This window comes from Actinacidiphila sp. bgisy167, from assembly GCF_057707665.1.
Window position 1 is genome coordinate 124,242 of record NZ_JBYIQP010000004.1, and the last position, 20,438, is coordinate 144,679.

The 20,438-nt window shown below is 69.9% G+C and carries 18 protein-coding genes; 10 read left to right on the forward strand and 8 right to left on the reverse strand.

Translation table 11 applies throughout. From position 1 onward, the window contains the following. Positions 1 to 549: 549 nt before the first annotated feature. Positions 550 to 2,316 carry a chromosomal replication initiator protein DnaA gene (gene dnaA, locus AC3ET4_RS02850; protein ID WP_431945460.1) on the reverse strand — a complete coding sequence of 589 codons (1,767 nt, stop codon included), beginning with the start codon at positions 2,314 to 2,316 and terminating at the stop codon, positions 550 to 552. 388 nt (positions 2,317 to 2,704) lie between these two features. Between dnaA and rpmH the strand changes: the two genes are divergently transcribed. From rpmH to AC3ET4_RS02895, 9 genes are all read left to right on the forward strand, one after another. Next, entirely contained in the window at positions 2,705 to 2,842 is a 138-nt protein-coding gene (gene rpmH / locus AC3ET4_RS02855) for a 50S ribosomal protein L34 (protein WP_003956500.1), read from the forward strand. A 25-nt stretch (positions 2,843 to 2,867) separates the two neighbouring features. Then, on the forward strand, positions 2,868 to 3,242 hold the full coding sequence (gene rnpA, locus AC3ET4_RS02860; protein WP_431945470.1) for a ribonuclease P protein component: 375 nt from the start codon (positions 2,868 to 2,870) through the stop codon (positions 3,240 to 3,242). Further along, positions 3,239 to 3,559 carry a membrane protein insertion efficiency factor YidD gene (gene yidD, locus AC3ET4_RS02865; RefSeq protein WP_037731476.1) on the forward strand — a complete coding sequence of 107 codons (321 nt, stop codon included), beginning with the start codon at positions 3,239 to 3,241 and terminating at the stop codon, positions 3,557 to 3,559. The genes rnpA and yidD overlap by 4 nt, the downstream gene beginning before the upstream one ends. A 2-nt stretch (positions 3,560 to 3,561) precedes the next feature. Further along, entirely contained in the window at positions 3,562 to 4,644 is a 1,083-nt protein-coding gene (yidC, locus tag AC3ET4_RS02870) for a membrane protein insertase YidC (RefSeq protein ID WP_431945472.1), read from the forward strand. Positions 4,645 to 4,659: 15 nt separating this feature from the next. Further along, entirely contained in the window at positions 4,660 to 5,157 is a 498-nt protein-coding gene (locus AC3ET4_RS02875; protein ID WP_431945474.1) for a Jag family protein, read from the forward strand. A 103-nt stretch (positions 5,158 to 5,260) separates the two neighbouring features. Beyond that, the gene (rsmG, locus tag AC3ET4_RS02880; protein WP_431945476.1) at positions 5,261 to 5,977 is read left to right on the forward strand and encodes a 16S rRNA (guanine(527)-N(7))-methyltransferase RsmG; all 717 of its coding nucleotides are present in this window, start codon (positions 5,261 to 5,263) and stop codon (positions 5,975 to 5,977) included. 252 nt (positions 5,978 to 6,229) lie between these two features. Then, entirely contained in the window at positions 6,230 to 7,279 is a 1,050-nt protein-coding gene (locus AC3ET4_RS02885; protein ID WP_431945478.1) for a ParA family protein, read from the forward strand. Then, a complete protein-coding gene (locus tag AC3ET4_RS02890) occupies positions 7,276 to 8,385 on the forward strand; it encodes a ParB/RepB/Spo0J family partition protein (protein WP_431945480.1) in 1,110 nt (369 codons plus the stop codon). Before AC3ET4_RS02885 ends, AC3ET4_RS02890 begins: the two co-directional genes overlap by 4 nt. Positions 8,386 to 8,690: 305 nt before the next feature. Continuing rightward, positions 8,691 to 9,308: a GNAT family N-acetyltransferase gene (locus tag AC3ET4_RS02895; protein ID WP_431945482.1), complete on the forward strand. Its 618-nt coding sequence runs from the start codon at positions 8,691 to 8,693 to the stop codon at positions 9,306 to 9,308. A gap of 54 nt (positions 9,309 to 9,362) precedes the next feature. On the opposite strand, the gene trxA is transcribed toward AC3ET4_RS02895, so the two are convergent. The 7 genes from trxA to AC3ET4_RS02930 all read right to left on the reverse strand — a co-directional run bounded on the left by trxA (position 9,363) and on the right by AC3ET4_RS02930 (position 18,789). Continuing rightward, positions 9,363 to 9,692, reverse strand: coding sequence for a thioredoxin (gene trxA, locus AC3ET4_RS02900; protein WP_431945484.1), 330 nt, complete (start codon positions 9,690 to 9,692; stop codon positions 9,363 to 9,365). Positions 9,693 to 9,743: 51 nt separating this feature from the next. After that, positions 9,744 to 10,730, reverse strand: a complete 987-nt coding sequence (gene trxB, locus AC3ET4_RS02905) for a thioredoxin-disulfide reductase (RefSeq protein WP_431945486.1) — start codon at positions 10,728 to 10,730, stop codon at positions 9,744 to 9,746. Between the two features lie 108 nt (positions 10,731 to 10,838). Then, on the reverse strand, positions 10,839 to 11,720 hold the full coding sequence (locus AC3ET4_RS02910; protein WP_431945488.1) for an anti-sigma factor: 882 nt from the start codon (positions 11,718 to 11,720) through the stop codon (positions 10,839 to 10,841). Next, positions 11,717 to 12,412, reverse strand: coding sequence for an RNA polymerase sigma factor SigM (gene sigM / locus AC3ET4_RS02915; RefSeq protein WP_431945489.1), 696 nt, complete (start codon positions 12,410 to 12,412; stop codon positions 11,717 to 11,719). The genes AC3ET4_RS02910 and sigM overlap by 4 nt, the downstream gene beginning before the upstream one ends. Positions 12,413 to 12,428: 16 nt before the next feature. Then, positions 12,429 to 14,165: a protein kinase family protein gene (locus AC3ET4_RS02920; RefSeq protein WP_431945491.1), complete on the reverse strand. Its 1,737-nt coding sequence runs from the start codon at positions 14,163 to 14,165 to the stop codon at positions 12,429 to 12,431. A gap of 120 nt (positions 14,166 to 14,285) precedes the next feature. After that, complete coding sequence (gene murJ / locus AC3ET4_RS02925) at positions 14,286 to 16,358, reverse strand: murein biosynthesis integral membrane protein MurJ (protein WP_431945493.1); 2,073 nt, start codon at positions 16,356 to 16,358, stop codon at positions 14,286 to 14,288. A gap of 34 nt (positions 16,359 to 16,392) precedes the next feature. Continuing rightward, entirely contained in the window at positions 16,393 to 18,789 is a 2,397-nt protein-coding gene (locus tag AC3ET4_RS02930; protein ID WP_431945495.1) for a DUF6049 family protein, read from the reverse strand. Positions 18,790 to 18,948: 159 nt separating this feature from the next. Here AC3ET4_RS02930 and AC3ET4_RS02935 point away from each other — a divergent pair, with 159 nt between their 5' ends. Beyond that, complete coding sequence (locus AC3ET4_RS02935; RefSeq protein ID WP_431945497.1) at positions 18,949 to 20,364, forward strand: CCA tRNA nucleotidyltransferase; 1,416 nt, start codon at positions 18,949 to 18,951, stop codon at positions 20,362 to 20,364. Positions 20,365 to 20,438 lie beyond the last annotated feature (74 nt).

Consider the following 20,438-nt stretch of genomic DNA (forward strand, 5'->3'; position numbering starts at 1 on the left):
AACCGGGGCCGGCTGTGGACAGCCGAAAGTTGTGCACACTCCGTGCACAGGAGATGCCCGTTTGTCCCCAGCGATGTCCCCAGGAATACCCAGGTTCTCCCCAGCCCAATCCACCACGCCGGTGTGATGCGGTTCACTCCGACCGGTGAGCGCCCGTGTTTCGTTGTCGAACAGTGGACAGGACTGTGGAGAAGTGGCCCCGTGCTGGGGACAACTCGCCCCAGCCTGTGGGCGAGCGGTGGACAACCGGTGCGGCGGTCCTGTGGGCGGATGGGACATCCACAGTCTGTGGATTCGGGTTGCCCACAAATCCACAGGCCTCCGAACAGCCCTGATGAGTATCCCGCAGCCGGACCTGTGGACACGTTCGGGACAACCCGGGCATCCCCAGGCTGTGGACGGGGGACAACCGCCCCGTCCTGTGGAGAGACGTTCCTGTCCCCAGTCAGCGGCCGGTGCGATCGAACAACGAAAAGCGCCCCGGGAGTTGGCCCGGGGCGCTGCGGAGGGACGAAAAGGGGTGCCGGAAGGCTGCCGGACGGCCCTGTGTCAGCTCTTGATGCGGTTGGTGAGCTCGGTGACCTGGTTGTAGATGGAGCGCCGTTCGGCCATCAGCGAGCGGATCTTGCGGTCCGCGTGCATGACGGTCGTGTGGTCGCGGCCGCCGAACAGAGCCCCGATCTTGGGCAGTGACAGGTCCGTGAGTTCACGGCACAGGTACATGGCGATCTGCCGGGCCGTGACGAGCACCCGGCTGCGGGAGGAGCCGGAGAGGTCCTCCACGTCCAGCCCGAAGTACGAGGCCGTCTCCGCCATGATCGCCTGTCCGCTGATCTCGGGGACGGAGTCCTCCCCGCCCGGGATCAGGTCCTTCAGCACGATCTCGGTGAGCTGCAGATCCACCGGCTGCCGGTTGAGGCTGGCGAAGGCCGTCACCCGGATCAGTGCGCCCTCCAGCTCGCGGATGTTCCGCGAGATCCGGGAGGCGATGAACTCCAGCACCTCCGGCGGGGCGTTGAGCTGCTCCTGCACCGCCTTCTTGCGGAGGATCGCGATCCGGGTCTCCAGCTCGGGCGGCTGGACGTCGGTGATCAGACCCCACTCGAAGCGGTTGCGCAGCCGGTCCTCCAGGGTCACCAGCTGCTTGGGCGGCCGGTCCGAGGAGAGCACGATCTGCTTGTTGGCGTTGTGCAGGGTGTTGAAGGTGTGGAAGAACTCCTCCTGCGTCGACTCCTTGCTCGCCAGGAACTGGATGTCGTCGACCAGCAGGATGTCCATGTCGCGGTAGCGCTTGCGGAAGGCGTCCGCCTTGCCGTCGCGGATGGAGTTGATGAACTCGTTGGTGAACTCCTCGGAGCTCACGTAGCGCACCCGCGTGCCCGGGTAGAGGCTGCGAGCGTAGTGCCCGATCGCGTGCAGCAGGTGCGTCTTGCCGAGTCCGGACTCCCCGTAGATGAACAGCGGGTTGTACGCCTTGGCCGGGGCCTCCGCGACGGCGACGGCCGCGGCGTGCGCGAAGCGGTTGGAGGCGCCGATGACGAAGGTGTCGAAGAGGTACTTGGGGTTCAGCCGGGCGGTGGGCTCGGCGGGTCCTCCCGCTCCACCGGAACCGCCGGAACCGCTCGTACCGGCGCCGCCGCTCCCCCCGCCGGTGCGCGGCGGGGGCATGGTCGGCAGTTGCGGCACCGGCTCCGGCCGCGCCGAAGGCCGGTGGGGCGAGGGGATCTCGTAGCGGGAGGCGGGCGGCTGGTACTGCTCGCGCTCCTGGTAGTCGCCGAAGCGCTGCTGTTGCCAGCGGTCCTCGGGCTCGCGGGGCGGCCAGCCGGCGGCGCCCGCACCACCGGTCGGCCCGACCGCCTGGTCGGGGTAGGCCGGACGCATGCGCGGGACGTCCCCGTAGCCGGGCGGCTGCTCCTCGTACCGGCCGGGCTCCGCGGCGTATCCGGGATGCTGCGGCTGCGGCTGCGGCTGCGGCTGCGGGTGCGGGTGCGGCTGGGGCTGGGGCTGGGGCTGGGGGGCCGCCGGCGCGGGCGCCGCCTCCGGCTCGCCGCCCGAGGCGACGGCGATGGCGATGCCCACGGGGTGACCGAACTCACGGCTGAGCACGTCGGTGATCAGCGGGAGAAGCCGTCCCTCCAGCACGCTCTTGGCGAACTCGTTGGGCGCGGACAGCACGGCCGTGCCGGCGACGAGCGCCAGCGGCTGGGTCCGCTGCAGCCAGTCCGCGTCCTTCGGCTTGAGGTCGTCGCTCTCGACGAGCAGTTTCTGCAGGACCCTCGGCCACACTGAGGCAAGATCGGCAGTTACGTCAGCCACAGTGCACGCTCTCTCGGTCGCTGGATGGTGCCGATGAGTCCCGCGAAGGTGTGGTTCTCGGGACGGACGGGAAGATTTCAGGGTTCGGCCACGGTAGTCAGCGCGGCCTGCCTGGTTCAAGTCGTTGTCCACAGGGTGTGCAAAACCACCTCCGGCCCGACGGAGCGCGCGGCCGTCGCCGAGGCTGGTTTGACCTGATGCCGCGGCCCCGCGTACCGTAGCGAGGTCGAGTTGTCGATGGCTGCTGCCGCCTGCCTACCGATGGGCGAGGATCACCAAGGTGATCGTCAAGCGGTGCACACCTGGATGTTCCGCGAGGTTCCTCGTGGGCGCACGGTGACAGCCAGGCGACGCCCCGCCAACACACGATTCATCCTGGAGCCCCCGAGTGAGCAAGCGCACCTTCCAGCCGAACAACCGTCGTCGCGCCAAGACCCACGGCTTCCGGCTGCGTATGCGTACGCGTGCCGGCCGCGCCATTCTCGCGTCCCGCCGCAGCAAGGGCCGCGCCCGCCTGTCCGCCTGATCGCACCGAAGCGCGAGGTGTAGTCGTGCTGCCCACCGAGCATCGGCTGAGGCGGCGCCAGGACTTCGCGACCGCGGTACGTCGAGGACGCCGGGCCGGACGGCCGCTCCTGGTCGTCCACCTGCGCACCGACAGTGACACCAGGGACCCGCACGCAGCGGGGGGGAGTGCCCCTCCGGCGCGTGCGGGTTTCGTCGTGAGCAAGGCCGTCGGCGGTGCGGTGACCCGGAACCTGGTCAAGCGTCGGCTTCGTCACCTGGTCCGCGAACGTCTGTCCGTGCTGCCCCCCGGTAGCCTGGTAGTCGTACGAGCGCTGCCCGGTGCGGGTGACGCAGACCATTCACAGCTGGCCCGAGACCTGGATGCCGCCCTCGGGAGGCTCCTGGGGGTAGCGCTATGAAGTACCCGTTGCTGGCCTTGATCAAGATCTACCAGTGGACCATCAGCCCGTTGCTCGGTCCGGTCTGCAAGTACTACCCCTCGTGCTCGCACTACGGGTATACGGCGATCGATCGGCACGGCGCGATCAAGGGCACTGCCCTGACCGCGTGGCGGATCCTGCGTTGCAACCCGTGGTCGCTGGGCGGTGTGGACCATGTCCCGCCGCGGAAGCGACCCCCGTGGCACGCTCGCCTGCGCGAAGCCCTCAGGGGTGACGCGCCGGGCGGGTCCGTTACTCCCGAGCCCGTCGAGACGCCTCATGCCCAAGGAGCCTGACCGTGGGGATCTTGAACCCCCTCTACGATGCCGTTTCGTGGATCATTGTCCAGTTCCACTCGCTGTACAGCCTTGTCTTTGACAAGGACGGCGGCCTGGCCTGGGGCCTGTCGATCGTCTCCCTGGTGGTCCTGATCCGGATCTGCCTGATCCCGCTCTTCGTGAAGCAGATCAAGTCGACCCGGAACATGCAGGCGCTCCAGCCCAAGATGAAGGCGATCCAGGAGCGCTACAAGAACGACCGGCAGCGCCAGTCCGAAGAGATGATGAAGCTGTACAAGGAGACGGGCACCAACCCGCTCTCCTCGTGCCTTCCGATCCTGGCGCAGTCCCCCTTCTTCTTCTCGCTGTACCACGTGCTGAGCTACATCGCGCAGGGCAAGCAGGTCGGCGTGATGGGGCAGGACCTGGTCAACAGCGCGCAGAAGGCCCACATCTTCGGTGCCCCGCTCGCCGCGAAGTTCACCGACAGCGCCGCGAAGCTCACCGAGCTCGGTGCCTCCGTCACCGACGTCCGCGTGGTCACCGTCATCATGATCGTCCTGATGTCGGCCTCGCAGTTCTACACGCAGCGCCAGCTGATGACGAAGAACGTCGACATGACGGTGAAGACGCCCTTCATGCAGCAGCAGAAGATGCTGATGTACGTCTTCCCGATCATGTTCGCCGTCTTCGGCATCAACTTCCCCGTCGGTGTCCTCGTCTACTGGCTGACCACCAACGTGTGGACCATGGGTCAGCAGATGTTCGTGATCCGCCGGAACCCGACTCCCGGCAGCCTTGCCTTCAAGCAGCGCCAGGAGCGCCTGAAGGCCAAGGGCAAGCTGAAGGACGAGCCCGCCGCCGGCAAGGAGCCGCAGGACATGGCGCCGGTGAAGCGCACCCAGCCCAAGCGCCAGTCCAAGTCGCAGCGCCAGACGGGCGGTCCGGCGGCGACGTCGGCCGGCGCCGGCGCCACCAGGACGAAGCCGGGCAGCACGGCGGCCGCGGGAACGAAGGCCAAGCCGAGCAGTACGGCGGCCGCGGGAACGAAGGCCAAGCCGAGCAGCGGCGCGGACAAGCCGAACCTGTCGAAGAAGAAGTAGTAGAGGAGTCCTGCCGTGACGGACGGCAACACCACCGACGCGCTCACCCGCCTCGAGCAGGAGGGCGAGATCGCGGCCGACTACCTCGAGGGGCTGCTGGACATCGCCGACCTCGACGGTGACATCGACATGGACGTCGAGGGCGACCGTGCTTCGGTCTCCATCGTGGGCGACTCGTCCAGCCGTGACCTGAGCAAGCTCGTCGGCCGGGACGGCGAGGTGCTGGAGGCGCTCCAGGAGCTGACCCGGCTCGCGGTCCACCGGGAGACCGGCGACCGCAGCCGGCTGATGCTGGACATCGCCGGCTTCCGGGCCCGCAAGCGGGCCGAGCTGACCGAACTGGGCGAGAAGGCCGCCGAGGAGGTCAGGGGCACCGGCCAGCCGGTCAAGCTGAAGCCGATGACGCCCTTCGAGCGCAAGGTCGTGCACGACGCCGTGGCCGCAGCGGGTCTGCGCAGCGAGTCCGAGGGCGAGGAACCCGAGCGCCGGGTGGTCGTCCTTCCGGCTTCCTGACCTCCCGGTCGCAGCGGTACTCACTCGGCCCCGTCTGTTCGCAGGCGGGGCCGACCCTTGTCAGCCTGGTGAAGGCCCGTAACAACGGAAGGATGGTTCTCTCGTGACGGAGGCAGCGGCGGAGCTTCCCCCGGCGCCGGAAGCGGCACGTGAGGTGTTCGGAGAGCGCTTCGCGGACGCGGTGCGGTACGCGGAACTGCTGGCCGACGCGGGTGTACGCCGAGGGCTGATCGGTCCGCGGGAGGTGCCCCGGCTGTGGGAGCGCCATCTGCTGAACTGCGCCGTGCTCGCCGAGGTGATCCCCCAGGGCGTCTCGGTGTGCGATGTGGGCTCGGGCGCGGGGCTCCCGGGCATCCCGTTGGCGTTGACCCGGCCGGACCTCGAGATCACCTTGCTGGAACCTCTGCTGCGCAGGACCACGTTCCTCGAGGAGGCCGTGCGGTTGCTGGGGCTGTCCAACGTCTCAGTGGTGCGTGGCCGGGCCGAGGAGATGGTCGGCAAGGTGCCGCCGGTGGACGTGGTGACCGCGCGAGCCGTGGCCCCGCTGGACCGCCTCGCCGGCTGGGGGCTTCCCCTGCTGCGCCCGCACGGTGAGATGGCCGTCCTCAAGGGCGACACCGCCGAGGAGGAGATCAAGGCTGCGCGTGCCGCTCTGAGCCGCCTCGGTGCCGTGGAGACCTCCGTGGTCCAGGTCGGCGAGGGGATTGTGGATCCGCTCTCGACCGTGGTCCGGGTACTCGCGGGGGAGAGCCCCGGCGGCGTGCGTGCGGCCACCCGGAGGGCCAAGGCGGCCCGTGCGAGTCGCCGGCGCCAGCACTGACCATGCCGAGGCCGTGTGCTCCATACCAACGGCCATGCACCCATGACCCGGAGTGTCGGATAGGAAACGGTCGCGGCGCTGCGCATCGTGTTTCACGTGAAACGGCGCTCTCTGCTCCCAGGAATCCTCGGTCGCGCCCGTGCCGCGGCCGAATCGCTCTCTCATCGGGCCGACGAGATGACCCCATCCATGACTCAACCGGTGGATTCATCCACAGAAGAACGGCCCTCACTGGTTCGCGACCCCGAAAGCATGGCAGGCTCTGTCCATTGCGAGCTTGTAGTCGAGGAGAGTGAATCCTTGCGGTCCGACGCCAACATCGCGGGACCGATGGCCGATCCGGTCCCCGGTCCCCGTACCGAGCCGTTCGGGAATGATGTTTCACGTGAAACACCACCCCCGATGGACGACACCCCTATCGGCCGTGCTGCCCAACTGGCCGTGCAGGCACTGGGGCGGGCCGGTGAAGGACTCCCCCGGCCACCTCAGACCCGTGTGATCGTGGTCGCCAACCAGAAGGGCGGGGTGGGCAAGACCACCACCACGGTCAACATGGCCGCCTCCCTGGCGCTGCACGGGGCCCGGGTGCTGGTGGTCGACCTCGACCCTCAGGGCAACGCCTCCACGGCCCTCGGTATCGACCACCACGCCGAGGTCCCCTCCATCTACGACGTGCTGGTGGAGAGCAAGCCGCTCTCCGACGTCGTCCAGCCGGTGCCGGATGTGGAGGGCCTCTTCTGTGCTCCGGCCACCATCGACCTGGCCGGCGCCGAGATCGAGCTGGTCTCGCTGGTGGCCCGGGAGAGCCGGCTGCAGCGGGCCATCGAGTCCTATGAGCAGCCACTGGACTACATCCTCATCGACTGCCCGCCCTCGCTCGGTCTGCTGACCGTCAACGCCCTGGTGGCCGGTGCCGAGGTCCTCATCCCCATCCAGTGCGAGTACTACGCCCTGGAGGGCCTGGGTCAGTTGCTTCGCAACGTGGAGCTGGTGCGGGGTCATCTGAATCCCAAGCTCCATGTCTCCACCATCCTGCTGACCATGTACGACGGCCGGACCCGGCTCGCCTCACAGGTCGCCGAGGAAGTCCGCACCCACTTCGGCAAGGAGGTGCTGCGCACGAGCATCCCGCGCTCGGTCCGCATCTCCGAGGCCCCCAGCTACGGCCAGACCGTACTGACCTACGATCCGGGTTCGAGCGGAGCGCTGTCCTATCTCGAGGCAGCACGTGAGATGGCCCTGCGCGGCCTGGGACGCGCCCAAGAGTTCACCGAGCAGAACACGTCGGAGGGGATCCAGTGAGTGAGCGACGCAGAGGACTCGGCCGTGGTCTCGGCGCGCTGATTCCCGCCGCACCGAACGGTGCGGACGCGGCAGCCGCGACCGCGGTGGCGACGGCGGCGACCGCCGCGCCTGTCCTGGCGCCGGAACGGGGGGTGGCCGCCGCCAAGGTGACGGCCCTCGCGGAGCAGGGACGCGAGGGGACCGCCGCGATCCCGGTTTCACGTGAAACACCGGAAGCCATCGGGGCCCAGGAACCCGCCCTGGTCTCCGGGGCGTACTTCGCGGAGCTGCCGCTGGACGCGATCGTTCCCAACCCCCGCCAGCCGCGTGACGTCTTCGACGAGGACGCCCTGGCCGAACTGATCACCTCCATCAAGGAGGTCGGTCTTCTGCAGCCGGTCGTCGTCCGCCAGGTCGCCTCGGAGCGCTATGAGCTCATCATGGGCGAGCGGCGCTGGCGGGCGAGCCGGGAGGCAGGCCTGACGGCCATCCCCGCGATCGTCCGGGCCACCGAGGACGAGAAGCTCCTGCTGGACGCGCTGCTGGAGAACCTCCACCGTGCCCAGTTGAACCCGCTGGAAGAGGCGGCCGCCTACGACCAGCTCCTCAAGGATTTCGACTGCACCCACGAGCAGCTGGCCGACCGGATCGGCCGCTCCCGCTCCCAGGTCTCCAACACCCTGCGCCTGCTGAAGCTTTCCGCGCCCGTACAGCGGCGTGTGGCGGCCGGTGTGCTCTCCGCCGGGCACGCCCGGTCCCTGCTCGCCCTGGAGGATGTGGAGGACCAGGACCGGCTCGCCAGCCGGATCGTGGCCGAAGGGCTCTCGGTGCGCGCGGTCGAGGAGATCGTGCATGTGATGAACTCCGAGTCCCAGCCGGTGCGGAAGGCGTCCGCACCCCGGGCCGGCAAGCGGACGTCCCCGGCCCTGACCGACCTCGCGCTGCGGCTCTCGGACCGCTTCGAGACCCGGGTGAAGGTGGATCTGGGGCAGAAGCGCGGGAAGATCGTCGTGGAGTTCGCCTCGATAGAGGATCTGGAGCGCATCCTGGGCTCGATGGCGCCGGGTGAGGGGCAGGTCCTCCAGCGCTCCCTCACGGAGGGGACCGACGACGAGGAGGAGTGAGCCCAGGCTCCCTCACCGCCCGGTGAGGGACCGCGTGGTTCGGCGGGTCGCATCCCTTGCGGGGTGTGACCCGCTTTTTTTGCTGGGCCGTTGGAGTTGCTCCGGTGTCGGACTTGTCCGCTCGCGGATACGATGCGTACGGGATGGAGCACTACCTCCGGGGAGGCGCTCATGCGATCGGTGCGGCGCGGTGGAGTGAAGCACGATGGGCAGACGGCCGCCTTCCTCGTAGCGGGGCTCGGACTGGGCGCGGTGGGTGGCTTCGTCGGCAGTTGGGTCCACGACAGAAACGAGGGTCAGACCTCATGGGGCGTCGGCTCGTTCCGCTCACGCTGGACAACCTCCCGGATCTCCCCAACCGCTGCCGCGCGTGCGTCTTCTGGGAGCTCGACCCGGTGAGCGGGGAGGCCGCCGTCCAGGCCGGCAAGCCGGAGTTGGAGAAGGAGGCATGGATCTCCGCGGTCCTGCTGGAATGGGGATCCTGCGGCCGGGTCGTCTATGTGGATGAGGTCCCCGCGGGCTTCGTGCTCTACGCCCCGCCTGCCTATGTGCCCCGCTCGACGGCTTTCCCCACGAGCCCCGTCTCCCCCGACGCCGTCCAGCTGATGACCGCCCGGATCCTCCCCGGCTTCCAGGGCCAGGGACTGGGCCGGGTACTGGTGCAGACAGTGGCCAAGGACCTGGTGCGGCGTGGGTTCCGGGCGATCGAGGCCTTCGGCGACGCGCGGTGGGAGGAGCCCGCCTGCGTCCTTCCTGCCGAACACCTGCTGGCCGTCGGTTTCAAGACCGTGCGGCCGCACCCGCGGTTTCCTCGGCTGAGGCTGGAACTGCGGTCGACGATCTCCTGGAAGGAGGACGTCGAGATGGCGATCGACCGACTGCTCGGCGCCGTCCAGAAGGAACCGGCGCTGAGGCCCCTGTGAACGCATGAAGGGCCCGCCCCGACCGGGGCGGGCCCTTCGTCCGTCGAGCGGTGCTCAGCCGATGAAGTCGGCCAGGTCGCGCACGAGGGCGGCCTTGGGCTTGGCACCGACGATGGTCTTCACGACCTCACCGCCCTTGTAGACGTTGAGCATCGGGATCGACATGACGCCGTACTTGGCGGCGGTGACCGGGTTCTCGTCGATGTTCAGCTTGACGATGGTGATCTGGTCGCCGTGCTCCGCGGCGATCGCCTCGAGAGAGGGGGCGATCTGCCGGCACGGACCGCACCACTCGGCCCAGAAGTCGACGAGAACGGGCTTGTCGCTGGCGAGGACCTCCTCGTCGAAGGTCGTATCGGTCACGATCTTGGTGTTGCCGGCCACGGCTGTCTCCTCGGAATATAGGACGGATACTCGGTTGTGCGGGCCGCGGTCTCAGACGACCGCGGCGGCGCTCTGCTCGGGCTCGCGGGTGTGCTCGCTGTCCATGTCGCTCAGCGCGGCGAGGTAGCGCTCGGCGTCCAGGGCAGCAGAGCAACCGGTGCCCGCGGCGGTGATCGCCTGGCGGTAGGTGTGGTCCACGACGTCACCCGCGGCGAAGACACCGGGGATCTTCGTACGGGTGCTGGGCGACTCGACCTTCAGGTAGCCCTCCTCGTCCAGGTCGAGGACGCCCTTGAACAGCTCGGTCCGGGGGTCGTGGCCGATCGCGATGAACAGTCCGGTGACCGGCAGCTCGGAGGTGTCGCCGGTCTTGGTGTTCCGCAGGATCAGACCCGAGAGCTTTCCGTCGCCGTTGATCTCCGCGACCTCGCTGTCCCAGACGAACGAGATCTTCGGGTCGGCGAAGGCCCGCTCCTGCATGGCCTTGGAGGCGCGCAGGGTGTCGCGGCGGTGGACCACCTTCACGCTCTTGGCGAAGCGCGAGAGGAAGGTCGCCTCCTCCAGAGCGGTGTCACCACCGCCGATGACGGCGATGTCGTGGTCCTTGAAGAAGAAGCCGTCGCAGGTGGCGCACCACGAGACGCCGCGGCCGGAGAGCTGGTCCTCGTTGGGGAGGCCGAGCTTGCGGTGCTGGGAACCCGTGGCGATGATGACGGCCTTCGCCCGGTGGACGGTTCCCGCGGAGTCGGTGACGGTCTTGATGTCACCCTCGAGGCTGACCTCGACGATGTCGTCCGGGATGAGCTCGGCACCGAAGCGCTCGGCCTGGGCCCGCATGTTCTCCATGAGATCGGGGCCCATGATGCCGTCCCGGAAACCGGGGAAGTTCTCCACCTCGGTCGTGTTCATGAGGGCACCGCCGGCCGTGACCGCACCTTCGAAGACCAGGGGCTTGAGGGAGGCGCGGGCGGTGTAGAGCGCGGCTGTGTATCCCGCCGGCCCGGAACCGATGATGATCACGTTTCGGACGTCGCTCACGGGTGTCTTCCTCGTCTCTGTGTGCCGACTCGCCGGGTGCCTCGGCGGCGGGACCATTGTCATCCCGCCTAACGGATCCTACGGGCCGGGCATTCCCGCCGACGCGGCCTAGCGAGGGTATGTCTCCTCGCGCAGCAGGGTGCCCGTGGCGTAGGGCCGGACACCGGTGCACGAGGCGTCCACGACGTAGGCGTCGACCAGCGCGGAGTCGCCCGTGTGCGGCAACACGACCAGATAGGAGTCCAGGCCCTCGTACCTGCCCCGGTGTACAGCGATCGGGGGCTCCCGGCGATCGACGGCCCTCAGGACACAGGAGGGCACGGCGCTGTCCATGTCGGCCATCGGGGACTGGGCCGAGGGCTTGCTCTCCGATCGCCGGGCCATGGCGGCTGTCAGCAGTTCGTGTACCTGCATGCCGAGCGTGTCGGTGTCAGTCCTGGGAACCTTCTCCGAGGCCGCCGACGACTGGGTGGTGTCGGCGCTGTCGCCGGTGGTCCAGCCGGACTGGGCGAGGAAGCTTCCCAGGCCGATCACGGCGGCGAGGGAGGCGGTGACAAGAAGCCCCTTTCCCCAGCGCCGGCGGGAGAGGACGGTGGGGCGGCCGGGCCCGCTGGAGGCCGCCCCACGGCCGGAGGGCCGTGCGGTCGCCGTCGGCGCTGTTTCACGTGAAACAGGAAGGCGTGAAACAGGAAGCGGTTCGGTGGTCCGTGTTTCACGTGAAACATCGGCACCGCTGGAGGCGAGCAGCGCCTCGGCGGCGAGCGCGGCGTCGATCCGGCCGGCGATGTCGGCAGGCATCCGGGAAGGGCCCGGGAGTGTGCCCAGCAGCCCGCGGATCTCGTCCAGCGAGGCGTGGACGTCCGCGCAGAGCGAGCAGGCCGCGATGTGACCGCGGACGCCGGCCGAGCGCTCGGGCGGAAGGATGCCCTCGGCGAGTGCAGAGAGCTCGGCGACCTCAGGGTGCCCGTCCGTACCCGTGGTCGGCGTCATGGGTGTCCACCTCCGCCCGGTGTGAAGTCGTGGCCCGGCCGGGCCTCCGTCTCTGGGACGGAGGCGTTCTCCGTCCGGTTCCTTCCCCCTGCGCGATCACCACTACCCCCCGGCGCGTCGCGCAGATGGGAGAGGAGTGGCAGCAGTCGCGCTCTGCCCCGGGCGCATCTGCTCTTGACCGTCCCCGTCGGCACATCGAGAACCGCGGCGGCCTCGGCGATGGGATAGCCCTGCATGTCGACCAGGACCAGAGCGGCCCGCTGCTCCACGGGAAGCATCGCGAGCGCCCGTAGCAGTTCCCGGTGGAGCTCGCTCCGCTCAGCGGGGGCCGCCGCGGACTCATGGGGTTCGAGCAGGTCCTCGAACTGCCTCTCGTCCAGCACCGCGGCGGTACGGCGTGACGCCGCCTTGCGCGCCCGGTCCAGGCACGCGTTCACGGTGATGCGGTGCAGCCAGGTGGTGACGGCCGACTGTCCGCGGAAGGTGTGGGCGGAGCGGAAGGCCGAGACCAGGGCGTCCTGTACGGCGTCCGCGGCCTCCTCGCGGTCCCCCAGGGTCCGCAGGGCGACCGCCCAGAGCCGGTCGCGGTGCCGGCGGACGAGTTCCCCGAAGGCGTGCGGGTCCCCGGCGACATGACGGGCGAGGAGGTCGCCGTCGCTGACCTCCCCGCCCGCACCTGGCGTGGCCACCATCCCCCTCCCCGTGGGGCTACTGCCCCTCGAACCTCACATTGGTGATGGCTTGCTTGTAGCCGGCCCTCGAGTACCCGTCGGCCTGTGAATAGGGAAGGGCGGTCAGCCAGACCACGACATACCGCGTCTCCACGGGAGTCTTCAGCGAGAGCTTCGCCGCCTTGCCGTCGGTCGTGAGGGTGGCCAGCTTCTTCAGACGGCTCGGCTCGGCCGTGGTGTTCAGCGCATCGGCGGCGTAGAGCGTGACCGTCGTGTGGTTGCCGCCGTAGTAAAGGTCTATCGACGCCTGCGCGAGCTTCTTCGCCGCTCCGAGGTCGTAGGCGATGCCGACGCCCTTCTTCACGGAGGGGGCGAAATCGGGGCCGTCGGTGAAGCTGTTCGTGCGCCAGTACGTGGACGTCTTGTCGTCGTAGGTGGCGCCGACGTCCTCGGGGTGCTGGGCCCCGCCGTACGGCGCGTACTCGACCGCGCCCTGGACGGGCAGCGGCGTGAGGGTCATCTGGTTCGCGCCCCCGTTGTCGCTGCCGCCGTCGCCGCCCGTGGTGTGGGTGGTCGAGGTGCCTTGCGACTTCGCCTGGTTCTCGTGGTCCATCAGCGTTTCCGCGAGCTGCCAGCTGCCGAGGCCGAGAGCGACGAGGAGCAGGGCCGAGACGGACCACTTGAGGGCCTTGCCGGTGCGGCCGGGCAGAGCCGGCGGCGGAGTGGCGGGGAGGGCCGACGCGGCGCCGGCCGACGCGGGCCCCGGCTGGTTCTGACGGTAGGAGCCCTGCTGGTAGGTGGTGTGGGAGTAGGGCGTGATCGACGGCTCGGGCGGCCGGATCTTGGGCAGGGCGGTGACGGCCCTCGCCAGCTCCTCGGGGGTGGCGCAGGGCTCCGGCTCGCGGGAGGCTGTTGCTCCGTCGTTGACCAGGGCGCGCATGGCGAGCTCCGCCAGCCCGCGGTGGACGCCCGCGCGCACCTGGTCCGGCGAGACGAGGCCGACGTCCTTGGGGAGACCGGTGAGGCCGTGCTCGTCTCTCGGGTACGGCCAGCGCTGGGTGAGCGAGGCGTACAGCAGGGCCCCGATGGCCTCGGTGTCCTCGCGCTGCGGGCGCTCGGAGGAGATGCCGCGCAGCGCGGCGGCGACCGCCAGACCGCGGATGCGGTACTGACCCGCCTCGGTGCGCAGGACGGCGTCCGGTCCGAGGCTCAGATGGGCCAGGCCCTCGCGGTGCGCCGCGGCCATGGCCTGGGAGATCTGGGTGACCATCTGGTATGCCTCGTGCGGCTCCAGCGGGTCGGCGGTGATCAGGGTGGTGAGTTCCGTCGCGTCCGGGAGCCACTCGTGGATCACATAGACGAGGTCGTCCTCCTCGACCGCGTCGAGGACCTGCACGAAGCGGGGATCGCCGAGGAGGGCCGCCGAGCGGGCCGCCGCCAGCACGGAACGGGCCCGGCCGTTGGCGGCGGGCAGGATGTGGATGCCCACCGCCCGGCGCAGCTTCTCGTCGACGGCCCTCCAGCTGCTGAAGCCGTCGGCACGGGTGAGGCACTCCTCGAGGCGGTAGCGCCCGGCGAGCTTGTGGCCGCTGTGGAGCTCGGGCGGCTCGGACTTGGTCGGTGCTGTCTCCTCGGGGATGGTCTGCTGTGGCGTGTCCTGCTCTTCGCTCGGGTCCGTCGCCTCGTCGGCCGTGGCACTGTCCGCATCGGCGGCGAGCTGCTTGTCGCCACCCTCGTTGGCCACTCCGACGGCAGCCGTGCTCCGTTCCGCCACCGTCGTTCCTGCCTCCCCATCCGTTGCAAGATCTGACAACACAGCCGAGCACAATTGTGCCAACAGTCCACCGCTATGCACGACCAACGAGGGCCCACGAAGGTTGCGCGGTGGGCGCTGTCAGCGGCCCAGCCGGCCCCTCACCATGCCGACCATGGCCGTCAGCTCCTCGACGCGCATGCGCTTGGCGGCGATGAAGAAGATCCCGCCCAGCACAGTGGCGCCGAGCACCAGCGACAGCAACGATGCGGCAGCGCCGTGACCCAGCGAGTGCGAGACACCGTAGACGACGGCGCCGGCGCCCGCCGCGGCGGGGATGCACGCCCCGAAGAGCCTGGCGTAGGTGCGGACCACGCGCTTGCCGTCGAGGTCGCCGCCGAGGCGCGTGCGCAGTCGTTTGACGGCTACCCCGACGCCGATGGCGTAGGCCAGGCCGTACCCGGCCGCCATGCCGACCACGGCCCAGCGGGCGGGCAGCACGAAGTAGCAGACGGCGGCGGCGACGGCGTTGCAGGCGGCGACGATCACCGTGTTGTAGAAGGGGGTGCGGGTGTCCTCGTAGGCGTAGAAGCCGCGCAGGACGATGTACTGCACCGAGAACGGGATCAGTCCGAGGCCGAAGGCCATCAGGATGTAGCCGATGTTCAGCGCGCCCGAACCGGAGCTGCTGTAGAGCAGGGTGGCCATGGGGAGGCCGAGGGCGAGGAAGGCGAACGCGGCGGGCACGATGGCCACACCCGAGGTCCGCAGGCCGTAGGAGAGGTCGTCACGGACGGCGGCGGCGTCCCCGTCGGCCGCGGCGCGGGAGATCCGCGGCAGCACGGCGGTCATCACGGAGACGGTGATGATGGCCTGCGGCATCTGCCACAGGAGCAGGGCGTAGTTGAAGCCGGTGATGCCGGCGCCCTCGTGGTGGGCCTTCTCGGCCGCCGCACCCGCCGCCGTGGCGAACTGGGTGAGGACGATCATGCCGACCTGGTTGGCGAGGACGAAGAAGAACGTCCACTTGGCCAGCTTCGCCGCGTGGCCGAGCCCGTGGCCGCGCCAGTCGAAGCGCGGGCGGATCCGGAAGCCCGCGTCGCGCAGGTAAGGGAGCATGGCCAGGGCCTGCACCGTCAGGCCCAGCAGGGTGCCCAGGCCCAGCAGCCGGACGCCGTCGGGCGTGATGGTCCCGGAGGAGACATGGGTGTCGGTGAAGGAGCCGAAGGCCCAGATGAAGGCGCCGAAGGTGGCGATGATGACGATGTTGTTGAGCACCGGGGTCCACATCATCGCGCCGAAGCGGCCGCGGGCGTTGAGGATCTGCCCGAGCACGACGTGCACACCCATGAAGAACATGGTGGGGATGCAGTAGCGGGCGAAGGCGACCGCGACCTCGAATCTGACCGGGTCGGAGGCCATGCTCGGTGACATCACCCGGATGAAGACCGGTGCGGCGACCACACAGACGGCGGTGACGGCCGCCAGGCCGACGACGACCAGGGTGAGCAGGCGGTTGGCGTACGCCTCGCCCCCGTCCTCGTCGTTCTTCATGGCACGGACGAGCTGCGGGATGAAGACCGCGTTGAGGGCGCCGCCGCCGACCAGGATGTAGATCATCGTGGGCAGGGTGTTGGCGACCTGGTAGCCGTCGTTCAGCGTGCCGACGCCGATCGCGGCGGCCATGACCAGAGTGCGCAGGAAGCCGGTGACCCGGGACACGAGGGTGCCGGCCGCCATGAGGGCGCTGGACTTGAGGATGCCGCCGGCCCGCCCGCCGGACTTCCCGGCCACGGGCACCGCCGGGGGCTCGGGCTCCGCGGTGACCGTCTGCGCCGGTTCGTCGCGGAAGAGGTGGGCGTACTCGTCCGGCCGCGCCGGCGTCCCGTCATCGTTCGGCGCGTGGGAGACCAGCTCGTCGACGCCGACGTACCGGGTGCCGGCGTCGTCGGCGTACGGCATGCGGTACGGCTCCTGGTGGGCGTACGGCGGACCGTAGGCATGCGGCTGGGCCGGCGGCTGCGGCGGGTGCGCGGTGCGGTCGTAGAGCGCCTCGCCCACCGGGTCCTGCATGGTCGGATCCTGCCGCTGGTACGGATCGCGGGCGTAGGTGTCCTGCAGGTACGGGTCGGGCGCGGCAGCCTGCTGCCCGGGCTGGCCGGGGAACCGCTCCCCGGCGTCCCGTTCGCGCTCGCCGTCGTACGGTGCGTTCATCTCTGCCCCACCTCATCGGCCACTGGCTCGCTGGCTATCGGTCCACCTTCTCACCCGTCCCGGACGGGTCCGTACTTTCGGGGGAGGTGTCCGGCGCCAGGTCACCCGCCTGCTCGTCCCGGACCTCGTCCTGGTCACCCATGGTGCCCTCGGCGGCGTCGTCCCCGTCCGCGCCGTCGTCCCCGTCGCCGGAGGGTTCCGCACCGTCCTCGGACGGCTCGGCGTCGCCGTCCTCCTCCACGGCGGCCGCGCGGCGCTTGCGCTGGTGGTACATGCGGACGCCCGCCAGCACGAGCAGGAGGAGCCCGGCGGCGATCACCAGCATGACGGTGGACGTGATGGAGGTGACATCCACCTGGAAGGTGATGGGCATGCCGTAGGCGGCGCCGTCCGGCGTGTAGAGCTGGGCCGTGATCGTGTTCAGGCCGTTGCGGGCCGCGGTGCCCTCGAACTTCAGGGAGCGGGTGTGGCCGCCCTCCACGGTCACGGGCTGCGGGAGTCCCGGGTTGAGGCTGTTGCCCTGGCTGGAGATGAGGCGCAGCTCGAGGCCCTGCACGGTCTGGCCGAGCTCGTTCTTCACGGTGACCGGGATGGTGCCGCTGCGGCCGGAGAGGGTGAGCGTCCCGGTCTTGGGGAGCAGGTAGACCAGGCTCATCAGGTCGGAGAGGTAGTCGGAGATGGCCATACGGAAGACGGCCGAGCCCCGCGGGGAGCCGCGCCACTGCGTGGACATCGAGCGCATCAGCGCGTTGCCGAAGGGGATGCGCACGCGGTCCGGCTGGCTCAGCAGGGCCATGAAGTCGTCGAGCCGCTCCTGGGTCGACTGGAGCTGGCGGAAGTCCGCGGTGCTCAGCTCCTGCTTGCGCAGGTGCTTGGGGTAGGAGGCGGCGCGGGGCACGGTGCGGTTGGCCTTGGGATCGGGAGTGGCCTTCGCCGCCGCGGCGAAGTCCGCGGTCTCGGCCCAGCCGCTGCCGGTGACCTCCGTGATCGCCTGGGCCATGGCCTGGGCCTGTGACGTCTTGGGCAGGCGCTGCGGGGCGACGACGATGCTGCGCTGCCGGTCGGGCCTCTCCATCGTGATCATCAGGGTCTGCGCCAGATACTTCTGGACCGCGAGGGCCGCGGACCCGGCGCGTGTCATGTCGCCCTGGAAGGCCTTGGAGAGCCCGGCATCGGCGACGACCGCCGTGGTGCCCCCGCCGATGGGCCGCGCGGCGGTGGGGGTGTAGAGGAGGCCGCGGGACTCGCCGAGGCTGTCGCTGCGGGCGATGACCTTGTCGGCTCCCGCCGAGGTCGCCACGTCCACGATGGAGCGGTCGACGGCGCCCTCCACGGGCCAGGAGGCATCCGTGTCGGGGGTCACGCCGAGGATGGGTTCGACCGTGGCGGTGGCGAGTTCCGTGGCGGTCTTGAGGTGGTTCAGGGTGCCGGGGACGTTCTTCCCGTGGTGCGCGATGGAGGCGATGTCCGGGTCGGCGAAGGGCAGCGCGACGACCTCCTTGCCGACCACGGCCTCCTTGAGGCTGTTCAGCCAGCGCTTGGCGTTCTCGGTGCCGGTGCCGGCCGTGGTGTGTTCGAGATCACGGCCGGGTCCCGCGACCTGGTAGCGGCGCGTCATCGCGTCGACGGTGGCGAGCAGGTCCGGGTCGATGACCCAGGTGACGGGCAGATCGCGGCCGAGGGCCACCATCTGCTGCAGTCGGCCACCGGGCGCCAGGTCCGCGGCGAGGTCGTCGTCGAGGAAGATGGGGCTCTGCTGGTCGTCGCTCTCGCTGTGCACGGTGAGGTGCGGGCGGTCGATCAGCGGCCACAGGAAGGTGAAGCGGGTCGGCTTGGCGTCCTTGTCCGGATACCAGGGCAGGAAGGTCCGCTTGATGCCGAGGTACTCGTCGTAGCCGCGGTTCATGGTCTGGCCGGTCAGGGAGACGCCGAGCTGGTAGACGCCGTCCCGGCCCAGGTGGAGGTCCTTGACCGGCACCTTCAGGGTGAAACTTCGGCTGATGCCGGCCGGCAGGTCGTCGACCGGCACCGTGTGCCCGGAGATCTCGGCGCCGTCGGCCAGGGTGTGGGGCGCGGCGGCCGACACGCCGCTCACGGCGCTGCGGTGGTCCAGCGGGCCCTCGGGGGCGATCTCGACGCCGACGTGGGCCCCGCTGACGGTGTGCTTGCTGGTGTTGGTGACGGTACCGGTCACCGTGAGGGTGTCGCCCTTGTCCGGGGCGGCGGGGGACAGCGAGTGCACCGACACGTCCACGGTCCGGCCGTCGGAGGTGGCCGCGTAGGCCGCGGGAGCCGTTCGGGCCTGGGCCAGTCCGGCGAACAAGGCGGCGCCCATGAGCAGCGCCGTGGCTCGGCGCAGCCTCGAACGGGCCGGAGTTCCTCCGGGGTGCTGTGCCGCCTCGCCCACGCGCTGGCCGTCCCTCGTCGTCATCGGATCTGCGTCCTGGAATGGTAACGATGCTCGATGACCCAAAGTGCGGCGAGTGGGCCACAAGATCGATACAGTCCGGGGTGCGGAGGCGTCGACGTGATCGTGAGGGCCGGTAAACCGGTCCGCCGCGGGGCGCATGGGCACGTACCCTTTTCTGTTGTGCCGAATGCCAACAACGCCCACCAGACCCTGAAGACCGCGCCCGTGATCGCGCCGGTGGCCGAGGAGCTCGGTCGCCGCTTCAAGGACGCCGGATTCCGGCTTGCCCTCGTCGGCGGCTCGGTCCGCGACACCCTGCTCGGCAGGCTCGGCAACGACCTCGACTTCACCACCGACGCCCGTCCCGACCAGGTCCTGAAGATCATTCGCGGGTGGGCGGATGCCGTCTGGGAGGTGGGCATCGCCTTCGGGACGGTCGGATGCCGCAGGGACGGCTACCAGATCGAGGTGACCACCTACCGCTCCGAGGCCTACGACCGGACCTCGCGCAAGCCGGAGGTCTCCTACGGGGAGACGATCGAGGAGGACCTGGTCCGCCGGGACTTCACCGTCAACGCGATGGCCGTCGCGCTGCCGGAGGTGGAGTTCGTCGACCCCTACAGCGGGCTCGGTGACCTCGCCCAGCGGATCCTGCGCACCCCCGGCACCCCCGAGGAGTCCTTTTCCGACGATCCGCTGCGCATGATGCGTGCCGCGCGCTTCGCCGCCCAGCTGGACTTCGAGGTGGCTCCCGAGGTCGTGACGGCGATGACGGAGATGGCCGACCGCATCGAGATCGTCTCCGCGGAGCGTGTCCGGGACGAGCTCAACAAGCTGATCCTCTCCGACCACCCCCGCAAGGGCCTGCAGTTGCTCGTGGAGACCGGCCTGGCCGCACGGGTGCTGCCGGAACTGCCGGCGCTGCGCCTGGAGCGTGACGAGCACCACCGCCACAAGGACGTCTACGACCACACGCTGACCGTCCTGGACCAGGCGATGGCGTTGGAGACCGAGGGGCCGGACCTGGTGCTGCGGCTCGCGGCCCTGCTGCACGACATCGGCAAGCCGCGCACCAGGCGCTTCGAGTCGGACGGGCGCGTCTCCTTCCACCACCACGAGGTGGTCGGCGCCAAGATGGCCAAGGGGCGACTGACCAAGCTGAAGTACCCCAACGACATCGTCAAGGACGTCGCGCGGCTGGTCGAGCTGCACCTGCGCTTCCACGGCTACGGTTCCGGGGAGTGGACCGACTCCGCCGTCCGCCGCTATGTGCGCGATGCCGGACCGCTGCTCGACCGGCTGCACAAGCTGACCCGCTCCGACTGCACGACCCGCAACAAGCGCAAGGCGGCCGCCCTGGCGCGCACCTACGACGGACTCGAGGAGCGGATCGCGCAGCTGAAGGAGCAGGAGGAGCTGGACGCGATCCGTCCGGACCTGGACGGCAACCGGATCATGGAGATCCTGGGCATCCCTCCGGGGCCCGAGGTCGGCAAGGCGTACAACCACCTGCTGGAGCTGCGTCTGGAGAACGGCCCGCTGGGTGAGGAGGCCGCCGTGGCCGCACTCAAGGAGTGGTGGGCCGCGCAGGGCTGAGCGCCACCCGCCCGGCTCCCGGGATCGGGGGGGGGGGGGGGGGGGGGGGGGGGGAGGGGGGGGGGGGGGGGGGG

Excerpts from the sequence above, each read along its gene's own strand:
- yidD (WP_037731476.1), top strand. The coding sequence starts at position 3,239 with ATGAAGTACCCGTTGCTGGCCTTGATCAAGATCTACCAGTGGACCATC.
- AC3ET4_RS02885 (WP_431945478.1), top strand. The coding sequence starts at position 6,230 with ATGGCAGGCTCTGTCCATTGCGAGCTTGTAGTCGAGGAGAGTGAATCC.
- AC3ET4_RS02895 (WP_431945482.1), top strand. The coding sequence starts at position 8,691 with ATGGGGCGTCGGCTCGTTCCGCTCACGCTGGACAACCTCCCGGATCTC.
- AC3ET4_RS02910 (WP_431945488.1), bottom strand. The coding sequence starts at position 11,720 with ATGACGCCGACCACGGGTACGGACGGGCACCCTGAGGTCGCCGAGCTC.
- sigM (WP_431945489.1), bottom strand. The coding sequence starts at position 12,412 with ATGGTGGCCACGCCAGGTGCGGGCGGGGAGGTCAGCGACGGCGACCTC.
- murJ (WP_431945493.1), bottom strand. The coding sequence starts at position 16,358 with ATGAACGCACCGTACGACGGCGAGCGCGAACGGGACGCCGGGGAGCGG.
- AC3ET4_RS02930 (WP_431945495.1), bottom strand. The coding sequence starts at position 18,789 with ATGACGACGAGGGACGGCCAGCGCGTGGGCGAGGCGGCACAGCACCCC.